The organism is Glycomyces tarimensis (assembly GCF_054776215.1).
Map to the genome: position 1 here is coordinate 160,976 of NZ_BAAHCB010000002.1, position 12,883 is coordinate 173,858.

The 12,883-nt window shown below is 70.1% G+C and carries 12 protein-coding genes and 1 tRNA gene; 4 read left to right on the forward strand and 9 right to left on the reverse strand.

Going from position 1 to position 12,883, the window contains the following annotated elements; genetic code table 11:
- Window positions 1–63: 63 nt before the first annotated feature.
- The 8 genes from ACYVK3_RS02845 to ACYVK3_RS02880 all read right to left on the reverse strand — a co-directional run bounded on the left by ACYVK3_RS02845 (window position 64) and on the right by ACYVK3_RS02880 (window position 8,168).
- Window positions 64–1,752 carry a periplasmic substrate-binding domain-containing protein gene (locus tag ACYVK3_RS02845; protein WP_460495741.1) on the reverse strand — a complete coding sequence of 563 codons (1,689 nt, stop codon included), beginning with the start codon at window positions 1,750–1,752 and terminating at the stop codon, window positions 64–66.
- A gap of 307 nt (window positions 1,753–2,059) precedes the next feature.
- A complete protein-coding gene (locus ACYVK3_RS02850) occupies window positions 2,060–4,132 on the reverse strand; it encodes a HelD family protein (protein WP_460495742.1) in 2,073 nt (690 codons plus the stop codon).
- Between the two features lie 80 nt (window positions 4,133–4,212).
- The gene (locus ACYVK3_RS02855) at window positions 4,213–4,731 is read right to left on the reverse strand and encodes a histidine phosphatase family protein (RefSeq protein WP_460495743.1); all 519 of its coding nucleotides are present in this window, start codon (window positions 4,729–4,731) and stop codon (window positions 4,213–4,215) included.
- Between the two features lie 112 nt (window positions 4,732–4,843).
- Window positions 4,844–5,134: a GNAT family N-acetyltransferase gene (locus tag ACYVK3_RS02860; RefSeq protein WP_460495744.1), complete on the reverse strand. Its 291-nt coding sequence runs from the start codon at window positions 5,132–5,134 to the stop codon at window positions 4,844–4,846.
- A gap of 10 nt (window positions 5,135–5,144) precedes the next feature.
- Entirely contained in the window at window positions 5,145–6,620 is a 1,476-nt protein-coding gene (locus tag ACYVK3_RS02865; RefSeq protein WP_460495745.1) for an MFS transporter, read from the reverse strand.
- Window positions 6,607–7,287: a LolA-like protein gene (locus ACYVK3_RS02870; RefSeq protein ID WP_460495746.1), complete on the reverse strand. Its 681-nt coding sequence runs from the start codon at window positions 7,285–7,287 to the stop codon at window positions 6,607–6,609. The genes ACYVK3_RS02865 and ACYVK3_RS02870 overlap by 14 nt, the downstream gene beginning before the upstream one ends.
- Before the next feature lie 216 nt (window positions 7,288–7,503).
- The gene (locus ACYVK3_RS02875) at window positions 7,504–7,857 is read right to left on the reverse strand and encodes a DoxX family protein (RefSeq protein ID WP_460495747.1); all 354 of its coding nucleotides are present in this window, start codon (window positions 7,855–7,857) and stop codon (window positions 7,504–7,506) included.
- Window positions 7,858–7,865: 8 nt separating this feature from the next.
- Window positions 7,866–8,168: an antibiotic biosynthesis monooxygenase gene (locus tag ACYVK3_RS02880; protein WP_460495748.1), complete on the reverse strand. Its 303-nt coding sequence runs from the start codon at window positions 8,166–8,168 to the stop codon at window positions 7,866–7,868.
- A 179-nt stretch (window positions 8,169–8,347) separates the two neighbouring features.
- Between ACYVK3_RS02880 and sigJ the strand changes: the two genes are divergently transcribed.
- The 3 genes from sigJ to ACYVK3_RS02895 all read left to right on the forward strand — a co-directional run bounded on the left by sigJ (window position 8,348) and on the right by ACYVK3_RS02895 (window position 9,969).
- A complete protein-coding gene (sigJ, locus tag ACYVK3_RS02885) occupies window positions 8,348–9,241 on the forward strand; it encodes an RNA polymerase sigma factor SigJ (RefSeq protein WP_460495749.1) in 894 nt (297 codons plus the stop codon).
- A 113-nt stretch (window positions 9,242–9,354) separates the two neighbouring features.
- Window positions 9,355–9,786: a hypothetical protein gene (locus tag ACYVK3_RS02890; protein ID WP_460495750.1), complete on the forward strand. Its 432-nt coding sequence runs from the start codon at window positions 9,355–9,357 to the stop codon at window positions 9,784–9,786.
- 12 nt (window positions 9,787–9,798) lie between these two features.
- Window positions 9,799–9,969 (forward strand): hypothetical protein, encoded by a 171-nt coding sequence (locus ACYVK3_RS02895; protein ID WP_460495751.1) that lies wholly within the window; start codon window positions 9,799–9,801, stop codon window positions 9,967–9,969.
- 106 nt (window positions 9,970–10,075) lie between these two features.
- Here ACYVK3_RS02895 and ACYVK3_RS02900 read toward each other — a convergent pair.
- A tRNA-Arg gene (locus ACYVK3_RS02900) sits at window positions 10,076–10,148 on the reverse strand.
- 353 nt (window positions 10,149–10,501) lie between these two features.
- Here ACYVK3_RS02900 and ACYVK3_RS02905 point away from each other — a divergent pair.
- On the forward strand, window positions 10,502–12,877 hold the full coding sequence (locus tag ACYVK3_RS02905; RefSeq protein WP_460495752.1) for a ribonucleoside-diphosphate reductase subunit alpha: 2,376 nt from the start codon (window positions 10,502–10,504) through the stop codon (window positions 12,875–12,877).
- The last annotated feature ends 6 nt before the right edge of the window (window positions 12,878–12,883 follow it).

A 12,883-nucleotide genomic window follows, 5' to 3' on the forward strand; every position in this document is an offset into this window, starting at 1 on the left:
CCGAAGGCCGCCCCCGCCTGTGAGCGCCGGGCTCTCATAGAGGATCGAAAGGGAATCGAACCGCTAGTTCAGCGCCCAGTCCTTGACGTTCCACAGCGGGCCGGCCTGGCTGTTGCCGTTCGGGCCCACGTTCTCCAGGTGCTCGGCCACGATGATGCTCTGCGGCTCGTCGAGGATCGGCAGCTGGACGGCCATCTCGGCAGCGATCCGCGCGGCCTCGTTGGCCGAGGCGGCGGCCGCGTCGAGGTCGAAGTCGTAGACGCCGTCGATGGCCTCTTGCAGCTCGGCGTTGTCCGTGGGGCCGAACATGTACGGCGATTCCGCGCCGAAGTACTGGTTCGGGGCAACCACGAAGGCCGGGTTGCCCGACCATCCGAAGATGACCATGTCGAATTCCTTGCCGCCGATGACGTCACCGAGGGCGTTGTCGGGGATCGCGTTGAGCTCGACGGTGATGCCGAGCTCGGCCAGCTGCGCCTGCACCAGTTCCGCGATGGTCTTGCGGATCTCGTCGGAGCCGCCGAAGCGGAAGTTGAACGTCACGGCTTCGCCGTCCGGGCTCATCAGCGTGTCGCCGTCGTAGGTGTAGCCGGCGTCCTCGAGCATGGTCCTGGCGGCGTCGACGTCACCGGTGCCCTGCTCGGCGAGGGCGGGGATCTCCTCGTAGTACGGCGAGCTCTCCGGGAAGAACGGGTTGAGCTTGCGGCTGACGTCGTCGATGCCCTGGAAGTTCCGCTCGATCAGTTCGTTGACGTCCACGGCGGTGAAGACCGCCTGGCGCAGCGCCTGGTCGCTCAGGAACTGGTTCTCGGCGTTGATGTCGAGGTGCAGCCAGATCGAGCCCGGGTAGGTCTCGTAGCTGACGTCCTGGGTGTCGTCGAGCTTGGTGAGCTGGTCCATGGTGAAGGTGTTCGGCCACGAACCGTCGATGGTGGCCTGGCGAGCCTCGGTGATGATCGACTCGGTGTCCTCGATGACCTCGAGGGTGAGGCTGTCGAGACCGGGGTCGGCCGAACCGGCGTAGTCGGGGTTCGGCTCGTAGCGGATGTACTCGCCCAGCTCGGCCTCGCTCGGGAGGTAGGGGCCGGCCGACCAGGTCGGGGCGTTGGAGGCGAACCACTCGACGCTGTCGCCCATCTGAGCCGGGTCGGTGGCCCAGTTCTCGAAGCCGTTCTCCTCGGCGATGTGCGAGGGCATCCGCAGGTACTCGGTGTAGAGCCACTCGGGGTCGGCGTAGCCCTCGGCGTAGGTGATCACGATCGTGCCCTCTTCGGGCTCCTCGATCGACTCGATCTCGGTCCAGCCCTCAGAGCTGACCGTGTCGCACTTCTCGGTGCAGAACTCTTCGGTGGCGGCGCGCTGGTGCCAGGTGTAGATGAAGTCCTCAAGGCGGATCGGGTTGCCGTCGCCCCAGTTCGCGTCGGGGTTGAGCTTGATCTGGACCTGCATCGGCTCCTCGCTGAGGAGCGTCGGCTCCTCGGCGACCACCGCGTCATTGACGACCCACGAGCCGTCGTCGGGGTGGAAGTCGCCCAGGGTGGGGAGCATCGGGCTCAAGATCTGGCGCAAGTAGGAGCTGTTGCCCGCACTCGTGTCGAGATACCAGTTGTTGAAGCTCGATGCGATGGCCCAGGTGACGTCGCCGCCTTGCGAGCCGCCTTCATCGTCACCGCTGCCGCCGCAGGCCGACAGTGCGAGCGCGCCGGCGGTTGCCGTCGCAATACCCGCGAGTGCTCTCCTCTTGAGAGTCATAGATCTCCTCCGTGTGTCTTGCCGAGGCCGTGGCCGGATTCTGGAGCGATCACACTGTCGCCCCGCTCGAAACGGTGGGTGCCGCCTGCCTCCGAAAACAGAGGCAGCGGTCATGGTCACCCTCGGCGGTGTGTTTGCAACATTAGACATGCCCGCTGCCGGATGCGAGCACCCAGTGACCAACTGGAGTCCATTCGTGATAATTCCGTGATGAAGCGATCCGACCGGGCGCTTCGCCACCCACGGCGTTCTCCCAGCGGCCGCAGGCTTTCGTGACGATCACGTTACACGAGTCGAGTCGAGGGATTCAGGAGCGCATCTGAGACGGGAGGGGTCGGGTGTGGACGACGGTGAGCCGCGAGACGGCGCGGGTGAGGGCGACGTAGAGGTGGCGCAGGCCGACGCCTTCGACGGTCCCGCGCTCGGCGACGCCTGCGGAGGCGTCGATCGGGACCGTTGGCGCTTCGACGATCTCGGAGGGCTCGGCGAGGACGACGTGGTCGAATTCGAGCCCCTTGGCCAGACTCGCGGCGATCAGTTCGACGCGCTCGCTCGCGCCGAGCGCGCCGCGCAGTTCGGCCACGCGGTGGTCGGCGGCGATGACGCCGACCAGGCCTTCCTCGGCGAGGGCCTTCGCGACGGCGTCGCGGACGCCGGCGGCGAGGTCGGCGGTGGCGATGAAGTCCACGGATCCGTCGGAGCGGATGGATCGGGCGGGGGCGACGTCGACGCCCAGGTGCGGCAGGACCCGGTTGGCGAGCTCGATGATGACGCCGGGGACGCGGAAACCGGTCGTCAACTCCGTGTACTCCACTGCGGACTTGCCGAGGTGGGCCATCTGGCGCTTCCAGTCGGCGGCGGCCCACGGCGTGGTCCCCTGCGCGAGATCGCCCAGGACGGTGAGGGAGCCGTGGCCCGAGCGGCGGGCGATCGCCCGGCACTGCATCGGCGAGAGGTCCTGCGCCTCGTCGATGACGATGTGGCCGTATGAGTCCGAGGGCTGCGGGAGCTTGAGGTGCGATTCGATCTCGTCGGCGATGAGGATGTCGGCGGCGGTCTGCTTGAGCGCCCTGCCCTTCGGGGCGAGCAGCGCCGCCTCGTCCTCGGTGAGGATGCCGCGGGTCGCCTCGGCGCGGAAGTCGGCGTCGAAGTAGAGCCTGCGCAGGACCGTCTTGCCGTTCAGCTTGGGCCAGACCGCGTCGAGGAAGCCGCGGACGGCGTCGGTGCGTTTGAGCTTGGTGGCCCACTTGCCGTCCGGGGAGTGCCCGGCGCGGATCTCAGCCTGGCGGCGGACCCCTTGGACGATGGCGTCCTCGAGGGCCCTGCGGCCGGCGTCGTAGGTGCGGGTGTTCGCGCGGGCGGTGTCGATCGCCTCGTCGAGGTAGCGCTCGCCGAGTCGCCAGCGCCAGCCTCCGTCGGCGATGAGCAGGCCCTCCTCGGCGGTGACGCCGCCGTCCGCGGCCCGGCCGACGTGGCCCCAGACGGCCCGCTCGCACACCAGGGCGATGCGCTCGTCGTGCTTGAGCATCGCCGCTTCGCGGGAGTCGACGGCGACGGCGGTGTCGGCCTTCGTCATCTGCTGGACGGTGACCTGCCAGACCGCCGATTCGCCGAGCGTGGGCAGGACGTTCGCGATGTAGGCGAGGAAGCCCTCGTTGGGGCCGACGATGAGGACCCCGGCCTTGCGGAGGTGCTCGGCGTAGTTGTAGAGCAGCCAGGCGGCGCGGTGGAGGCCGACGGCGGTCTTGCCGGTCCCCGGGGCCCCTTGGACGCACATGGTGGTGGCCGAGGCGCGGCGGATGAGCTCGTCCTGCTCGGGCTGGATGGTGGCGACGATGTCGCGCATGGGACCGGTGCGGGGCCGTTCGATCTCGGCGGTGAGGATGTCGGAGGAGACCTCCTCGCCGAGCCGCAGGTCCTCGTCCTCGAAGCCGGTGATGGTCGCGCCTTGGAAGCCGAAGCGGCGGCGCTTGGCCACCTCGCGCCGGTCGTGCGCGCTGGCGCGGTAGTAGTGCTCGGCGACGGGGGCGCGCCAGTCGAGCACGAGCGGGGTGGAGCGCTCGTCGCGGATGTGGCGGCGCCCGATGTGGTACTCCTCGCCGGAGTCGAACCAGATGCGCCCGAAGAACAAAGCGACGCCCTGGTCGGCGAGCTCGGTCATGCGGCCGGTGGTGTACTTCGCCATCGCGAAGGCGAGTTCCTTGTCGGGGCCCACGTCGCCGTCGCCCTTGCCACCGCTGTTGCCCTCGTTGAATTCGGCCTCGTGGCGTCCGTAGGTGTCGGCGGTGAATCGGAGCATGTCGGACATGTGGGCCCGGGCACGCTCGTGGTACTCGATTTCTGCGCGCAGTTCGGCTTGGGCTGTTCCGTTTTCAGGCACGGCGGTCTCCCGGATCGGGCACGGATTGAGGCAGACGAATCCTCGATGCTATCCGCGCCCGGTCCGGGGCCGCAATCGATTTAGCGCGGGGCCAGGGCCTTGACGTCGACGAGGCGCCCGTCGTCGCGGTGCAGGACCCAGCCGCCGCCCGGCGGCAGCGTCTGCGGCCCTTCGAGCGGGAGGGTGAAGTCGTAGGCCGACAGGTCGTGGCCGTCGCGGGCGGCGATCGCGACCAGGAGCGCGGACAGCACGACGCCTTCGGCGCAGACGACGGCGGTGCGGCGCGCATCGGGCAGGGCGCGGACGGCGCGGGAGGCGAACCAGGCGGCGGCGTGCGCGGGCCCGCCGTCGCCGGGGAACTTGGGCGGGTCGGCGGCGAGGTCGTCGCTGACGGCGACCTGGAGGCCGAGGCGGCCGGCGAGCGCGGCGAGCGTGTCGGCGCAGTGGCGCTCGGGGGCGCTGACGAGCACCGTCGGGTTGTACAGCTGAAGGAAGTCGGCCATGGCGCGGGCGCGCTGGGCTTCGGTGGCGGTGAGGCGGGCCGGGACGGCGGACGTCGACGTCGCGGCGTGGCGCAGGAGGATGAGAGCGGACAGCATCAGTCGATGTCACCTGCCTGGAGGGAGCTCATAGAGACGATGCTGCGCCTCGAAATGAACGGCGGGTGAACCACGATCGGGCGCGGAGGTGAACACTCCTCAACGGAGTCGGCTACGCCTGGTAACGAATCTCGTCGTACTCGGGGTGCCGCTCCATCCAGCGTTCAACGAACGGACACGTCGGGTAGACCTTGACGCCCTTGCCGCGCAGGTCGTCGAGGGCGAACTTGGCGAGCGCCTCGCCCCAGCCCTGGCCGCGCAGCGAGCGGTCGACCTCGGTGTGGGGCAGGATGGTGAACTCATCGCGCGGCAGGTACTCGAGGTATCCCAGCACGCCGCCCTGGGCGTCGCGCACCTCATAGCGCTGCTCGTCCGCGTTCTCCGCGATTGCAAGATCGGCCATGGCCGCAAGACTATCCCGACTCGGGCCGCTCGCGCCCGGGCAAACCGAGTGATGCCGCGGCACCGGCGAGGCAGATGACGGCGGTGGCGGTGAAGACGTCGCTGTACTGGGCGGCCAGGGCCGCGTCGAGGGCCTCCAAGTAGGCCTCTTGGCGCTGGAGGTATTCGGCCTCGGAGATCCCGAACGGCAGCGGCGTGTCGAGCTCGGCGGTGGAGGCCTGGAAGCGGTGGAGGCTCCAGGCGGTGAGGGCGGCGACGCCGAGGAGCATGCCCATCATGCGGGCGACGACGACGGCCGCCGAGGCCATGCCGTGCTGGCCTTCGGGCGTGGTGCGCAGGGCGACGGACGACAGCGGCGCGATGACCAGGCCGAGGGCGGTCCCGGCGAGGGCGAGGCCGGTTTCGACCTCGGGCAGGGCGTTCGCGATGAGGAGGTAGGCCCCGGCCGCGGCGGTGAGCCCGGCGACGGCGGGGACGCGTTCGCCGAGGCGGGAGACGAGCCAGCCGCCCGCGAGGGCGCCGACGGGCAGGCCGATGAGGAACCACAGCAGCAGGAGCGCCCCGCCGGTCGCGTCCTTGCCGAGGAGCGTCTGCGCCATGAGCTGGACGTCCACGAGGGTCACCATGAGGGCCGCTCCGGTGGCGAGGCTCGCGGCCAGGCTCAGGCCGAACGGGCGCCAGCGGACCCCGGCGGGCTCCAGCAGCTTCACCGGGGAGCGCCACTGCCAGAGCGCGAACGCGACCAGCAGTGCGGCGCCGGCGGCGATGACCGGCGGACCCCAGGACGGCAGCACCGAGGCCTCGGGCTCGGGGTTGTAGAGGCCGACGACCAGCAGGCCGAGCGCGAGCGCGAGGAGCGATCCTCCGACGAAGTCGACGCGCTGCCGCTCGCGGTCCTCTCCCCGCGCGGGGACGGTGAAGTGGATGGCGACCGCCGCCAGGATCGCGAGCGGAATGTTGATCCAGAAGATGCCGCGCCAGCCGACGAGGAAGGCGACGGCGGCCCCGAAGAGCGGCCCGATGACGGCGCCGAGCTCCTGTGCGGCGCCGACCCATCCGAGGACGACGGCGCGCCGCCGGACCGAGAACAGGTCGGCCGCGAGGGCCATGGTCACCGGCAGCAGGGCGCCTCCGGCGAGGCCTTGGAGGGCGCGGCCGGCGGTGAGCGGCACGAGGTCGACGGCGGTGGCGCTGATGAGCGAGCCGACGGCGAAGCCGGCGAGGCAGGCGTGGATGAGCGCGCGGCGTCCGAAGCGGTCGGACAGCCGCCCGAGCAGCGGCATGCCGGCGACGTAGCCGAGCAGGTATCCGGTGACCAGCGGCGTCGCCCGCTCCAGGTGGTTGGCGGGGATGCCGAGGTCGGCGATCATGTCGACCAGGACCGACACGAGCACGTACGCGTCGATAGATCCTATGAGGACGGTTGCTGAGGCCGCACTGATCGCGATGCGCCGTTTGGCCGGGCTCTCGACGCTAAGGGGCTTCAATGGTGACCGAGTCGTCGTAGTCCGACAGGGTGAGCGCGACCGTCGCGCCGCCCTCCTCGAACTCCGCCTTGAGGACGCGCTTCGTCTCCTGGTCGAACCAGACCGTGGCCGTGTTCCAGTTCCCTTCGGCGGGAATGAACTGGGCGAAGACCTCGGGGTCGAAGGTGACCTCGTAGCGGTAGGCGTCGGTCCCGTCGACCTCCTCGCTCTCCAGCGGCTCGGCGCTCTCGTACGCCCCGAGCAGCGCGGGGATGCCGCGGTCGGGCGAGAGGATCACCGTGGGATCGTAGGGCAGCATCTCGTCGCCGACCGGGATCTGCTGATAGCCGCCGGTGAAGCCCTTGACGTAGGCGTCCGCGCCGATGATCACATAGGACACCTCGACGTCCATGCCCATCGCGGTGATGACGCCGGTGCCCTCGGCTTCGCCGCCGGAGGTGACGACCCCGTCGGCGGACTTGATCTCGAGGTCGGGGATCTCGCCGTCGACGGCGAGATCGAAGCGCAGGTTCTCGACCTCGGCCATGGCCGAGGCGGCGTCGGGGATGACCTCGTCGGCGGGCGGCGCCTCTTCGGGGCCGGAACAGGCGCCGAGGAGCAGCGCGGCCGAGGCGGCGATCGCGAGCAGCGTGCGCCGGCCGTGCCGCGGTGAGGGGATCGTCGTCATACCGCCGATCCTACGGAACCGTCGGCCGCGCGTCGTCCCTGATGCGTTTGACGGCGGCCACACGCCTATCGGGCAGCCGCTCCCCGAACGGTTCGCCGGAGCCGCCGCGAGGCGATCCTCCATTGCCGCAGCGCGGGTGCGGCTCGCCTGCGGCGGCAACGCCGTGGCGGTGTCGCTCGGCGAGCCGGTGCGGGCTGCTGGAGCCGCGGGCGGGACTCACCGGAGCGTCAACAAGGCGAACGACGCGGCCGCGCATACGAGGTACGCACCGGGGAAGGCGATGTTGTGCAGGACCCTGGCGCGCACGTGAGCGGCGATCGCACCTATGTAGAAGAGCGTCAGGCCGGCGGCCGCCGCGATGCCGAGGGGCGCCGGGCCGAGCAGTCCGGCCAGCAGCCCCAGCGCGCCGGCCCCTTTGAGCGCGGCGAGCCGGGGAAGCCAGGTTTCGGGCACGCCCACTTCCGCGGCGTTGTCGAGGACGAACCGGGCGCGTGCCAGGTCGGCGATCACGATGGCCGCGTTGGCGAGGATCGTGGCAGTGACGACGGCGACGGTGATGATCGTTGACATGGGCGTCCTCAGCCGATGTCGGCGGCGAGTCGGAACACCGCCGGGTCGGCCTGCGCGGCGGCGGCCACCCGCTCGGCGTAGGCCTGGACTTCGGGATCGGCGCGGGCCGCCCCGGCGTCCTCGGCGCTTCGCCACCGCGCGCAGCTGATGACTCTGGTGCCGTCCAGGCTCGCGAAGACCGTGGTCCCCGCGAATCCGGGGCGGTGCCTGATGACTTGTTCGGTGGCCTCGACGAGGAGGTCGACGAGACCCTGCTGGCGCCCTGGGACGACGTCGAGGACGTTGATGAACGCGACTGGCTGATCGGTCACGGTTCCTTGCTCCGTTCGATGCGCGGGGCGCCGGGTGCGCCCTCACCGCTTATGACGAAGTCCGGGGCCGCGGTGTCAGGTCCGCGGTTCCCGGATGGGCGCCTGACATATCCGCGGGCCGTTTCGTCGCTAGAGTTGTGGGAGTTCTCGACATCGATGTGAAGCGGGTGGGCAGGCGCGTGTCCGACCGGAGTGCGCTGTTGAACGCGGCGTACCGGATGCTCGGTTCGGTCCCGGAGGCGGAGGACGCCGTCCAGGAGGCCTACGCCCGGTGGTACGCCATGTCGGCGCAGCGCCGGGAGGCGGTGGACTCGCCCACCGCCTGGCTCGTGACGACCGTGAGCCGCATCTGCCTGGACGTGCTGGGCTCGGCGCGGCACCGCCGGGAGCGGTACGTCGGCACGTGGCTGCCCGAACCGGTCTCGGACGCCGCCGCATGGGCGAGCCTGAGCCGCGATCCGATCGGCGACGATCCGGCCGAGCTGGTGGCGACGGGCGAGTCGCTGAGTGTGGCAATGCTGGTGGTGCTGGAGACGATGACGCCCGCGGAGCGGGTCGTGTTCGTGCTCCACGACGTCTTCGGCTTCCGCTTCACCGAGGTCGCCGATGTCGTCGGCCGCTCCGCCGGGGCGTGCCGTCAGATGGCCTCGTCGGCGCGGCGCCGGGTCCGTCAGGGGCGGCGGCGAGCGGTCGGCCCGGGCGACCATGCCCGCGCGGTGAGCGCGTTCAAGGCGGCCTGGCAGACCGGTGACACCGAGGCCCTCATCGCCGTGCTCGATCCCGACGCGCATGCCGTCGCCGACGGCGGTGGCCGCGTCAGCGCCCCGCTGGTGCCGCTTCACGGAGCCGCCCGGATCGCGGCGATGTTCGCGCACGTCCACCGCAAGCTCCCGGGCCTGACCATCGAGACGGCGATGGTCAGCGGGCAGGCGGGCCTCACCGCGCGCGACACCGACGGCCGCATCGCCGCCGTCGTGGCATTGGCGGTCGCCGGTGGCCGGGTGCGGGACCTCTGGGTGATGCGCAATCCGGAGAAGCTCACGACTTGGCGGCAGCGCCCGAGCCGCCGATAGGTCGCACCGCGCCAAGGCGCTCGGACCGACGGCGGCCGAGGACTCGACTACACTTTCAGACACCCGACTCGGGCACACCACCCCAGGTCCGCCGCCGTGAAAGGACTATGGCCGTGCCACCGCCCCCGCCCTCTCCGAAGTCGCTCTCCCGCAGGAATGCCTGGCTGCTGCTCTTCTGGGGCGGCACCACCTTGCTCTGCGCGGGCATGGCTCTCCTCTTTGCGGTGTTCGCTCTCGGGGAACTCGATCCCGACGGGCCGCTGTGGCTTGCCTTCCCACTCGCCTTCGCCACCGGCTATTTGCTGCGGCGCACCGCGAAACGAACCGTGCGGTCGGTCGAGCGAGGCGAAACACTCGAATTCGACCGTCATGGCCCGACGATGACGGCCATGCTCGAACGCCGCGCGCCGATCGACGGGTCCCCGGACCTCGGAACGGCCGATCCCGAACCGGGTCTGAGCCGCCACGTGGTGATAGGCGACTGGGTCTTGGCGGCCGCCGCGGCCATCCTGATCGCCGCAGCCCTCATCATGGCCGTGAACTGAATCCGGACGGCGGTGGTGGCGCGGAGCGCCGTGGTGATCGCCGGCCAGATCGTCGAGGTCTTCTCCCTGTCCAGGACTGCGAGCAACCCCTCGGCCCAGCATCACCTCGACGCCGTCGGCACCGCTGCGGGGATCGGGTTCACGGGACGGCTCGACCGGCTCTGGAGCGCGGTGCAGCCGTGACTACCAGTCCACCGGCGAGCACAAAGGACCCGCACGGCTGACAAACAGAAACAGGCCGAACCCTCGCAGGTTCGACCTGTTTCCTATCTCTTGAGAGATGACATTGTGCCCCCGGCAGGATTCGAACCTGCGACACCTGGTCCCGGAAACCAGTGCTCTATCCACTGAGCTACGGAGGCCCACGTTCAAGTGAACCGCAACGATGCTACCAGGCCGTGGGCGAGGCGGCGGAGGCGGTTTGGACGGCGAGGATCACACCTTCGCCCGAGTCCCCGATTTCCCCGGAGAAGTGTCGGCCGGCGGGCTTAGTCTGGCTCCGCGGAAACCTTCGAGCCTAGCGGACACGCTGCGGTTTCACTGCCTGAAACTCCGCGAAATCGCAACATGTTGGGTCGCCCTCGCGAGAGAACCACAACATGTATGATTCGCGGTTGTCGGGTCGACTTCGTCCGCATTCGCTTCCCACCGCGAATCAGCGGCCGTTTCGGCTTCGCCGCTTCACGCGAATCGCACGCCACGAGGGGACGCAGAGATGACCGGGCTCGCCACCACGACATCCGCCACCACCACCGCTCCAGTACAGCGGGGCAATCCGTCCGGCGGTGACGTCGCCGCTTCCATCGCCGAGAAGGTCCGCGCCCACGCGGCCGGACTTCCCGACGTCGACGCCGAGCGCGTCATCGCCCAGGTCCAAGCCGGCATCTGGCCGGGCGCCACGCTCGGCGAGCTGCGCGGTCGCGCCATCGAGCTCACCTCGGCCACCGTCGCCACCGAGCCGACGTACTCCAAGCTCGCCGCGCGCATGCTGGCCGAGCACATCGCCGAGGAGACCGCCGCCGAAGGGGTCGTGTCGTTCACCACCTCGATCGCCGCCTGCCGCGACAACGGGCTGCTGTCCGAGGAGCTGGTGAGCTTCGTCGACGCCCACGCCGCCGAGCTCGACGCCGTCATCGACGACCGGGCCGACGACCGCTTCGAGTACTTCGGGCTGCGCACCGTCTACGACCGCTACCTGCTGCGCCACCCCGAGCACCGCACCGTGCTCGAGCGGCCCCAGCATTTCATGCTCCGCGTCGCGTGCGGACTGAGCCAGACCGTCGCCGAGGCCGCCGAGCTGTACCGCCTGCTCTCGCAGCTCGCCTACCTGCCGTCCTCCCCCACACTGTTCAACTCGGGGACGCGCCGCCCGCAGTTGTCGTCGTGCTTCCTGCTCGACAGCCCCAAGGACGAGCTCGACTCGATCTACGAGCGCTACAGCCAAGTGGCGAGGCTCTCGAAGTACGCCGGCGGCATCGGCATCGCCTGGTCCCGCGTCCGGTCGAGGGGCTCGCTCATCCGCGGCACCAACGGCCACTCGAACGGGATCGTGCCGTGGCTGCGCACCCTCGACTCCTCGGTCGCCGCGGTCAACCAGGGAGGCCGGCGCAAGGGCGCCGCATGCGTGTACCTGGCCACGTGGCACGCCGACATCGAGGAGTTCCTGGAGCTGCGCGACAACACCGGCTCCGAGGACCGCCGGACCCACAACCTGAACCTCGCCAACTGGATCCCCGACGAGTTCATGCGCCGCGTCGAGGCCGACGCCCAGTGGTCCCTGTTCGACCCCAAGGAGGTCCCCGAGCTGGTCGACCTGTGGGGCGAGGCGTTCGACACCGCCTACCGCGAGGCGGAGGCCGCCGGGAAGGCACGCAAGACCATCGCCGCCCGCGAGCTGTACGGCCGCATGATGCGGACGCTGGCGCAGACCGGCAACGGCTGGATCACCTTCTCCGACACGGCGAACCGCACCTCGAACCAGACCGCCAGGCGCGAGAACGTCATCCACCTCTCCAACCTGTGCACCGAGATCCTCGAGGTCACCAGCGACGCCGAGACCGCCGTGTGCAATCTCGGCAGCGTGAACCTCGCCGAGCACTGCTCGCCTGAAGGATTCGACTTCGACCGCCTCGAGGACACCGTCCGCACGGCCGTCAAGTTCCTCGACCGCACCATCGACCTCGGCTTCTACCCCACCGCGGAGGCGGAGAAGGCGAACCGCAAGTGGCGCCCGATCGGCCTGGGCTGCATGGGCCTGGCCGACGTCTTCTTCAAGCTCAAGCTCTCCTTCGACTCGCCGGAGGCCCTGGAGCTGTCGACGCGGATCGCCGAGCGCATCGCGCTCGTCTCGTACGAGACCTCCGCGGGCCTCGCCGACGAGCTCGGCGCCCACCCGAACTTCGCCGAGACCCGCGCCGCCGAGGGCGTCCTGCACCTCGACCACTGGGCCGACGCGAAGGTCACGCTCGGCGAGCGCTGGACCGCCGTGCGCGCCAAGATCGCCGAGTCCGGGCTGCGCAACTCGCTCATGATCGCGATCGCCCCGACCGCGACGATCGCGTCCATCGCCGGCTGCGCCGAGTGCATCGAGCCGGTCGTCTCCAACGTGTTCAAGCGCGAGACGCTCTCGGGCGAGTTCCTCCAGGTGAACCGCCACCTGATCACCGAGCTCAAGGAACGCGGCCTGTGGAATGAGACGCTGCGTCAGGCGATCGTCGTCGCCGAGGGCTCGATCCAGGGCATCGACGCGATCCCCGAGGACATCCGGCTGCGCTACCGCACCGCCTGGGAGCTGCCGCAGCGCGCGCTCATCGACCTGGCCGCCGCGCGGACCCCGTTCATCGACCAGGCCCAGTCGCTCAACCTGTTCCAGGCGTCCCCGACCATCGGGAAGCTCTCCTCGATGTACCGCTACGCCTGGCAGCGGGGCCTGAAGACGACCTACTACCTGCGCAGCCGCCCGGCCACGCGGATCAACCAGACGACGGTGGGCCAGTCCGCGCCCGAGTCGGCCCCCGAGGCGCTGGAGGTCGTCTCCGAGGACGTCGCCTGCTCGCTCGAGAACCCCGAGACCTGCGAGGCCTGCCAGTAACGCATC

Excerpts from the sequence above, each read along its gene's own strand:
- ACYVK3_RS02875 (WP_460495747.1), bottom strand. The coding sequence starts at position 7,857 with ATGTCAACGATCATCACCGTCGCCGTCGTCACTGCCACGATCCTCGCC.
- ACYVK3_RS02845 (WP_460495741.1), bottom strand. The coding sequence starts at position 1,752 with ATGACTCTCAAGAGGAGAGCACTCGCGGGTATTGCGACGGCAACCGCC.
- ACYVK3_RS02855 (WP_460495743.1), bottom strand. The coding sequence starts at position 4,731 with ATGCTGTCCGCTCTCATCCTCCTGCGCCACGCCGCGACGTCGACGTCC.
- ACYVK3_RS02870 (WP_460495746.1), bottom strand. The coding sequence starts at position 7,287 with ATGACGACGATCCCCTCACCGCGGCACGGCCGGCGCACGCTGCTCGCG.
- ACYVK3_RS02860 (WP_460495744.1), bottom strand. The coding sequence starts at position 5,134 with ATGGCCGATCTTGCAATCGCGGAGAACGCGGACGAGCAGCGCTATGAG.
- ACYVK3_RS02905 (WP_460495752.1), top strand. The coding sequence starts at position 10,502 with ATGACCGGGCTCGCCACCACGACATCCGCCACCACCACCGCTCCAGTA.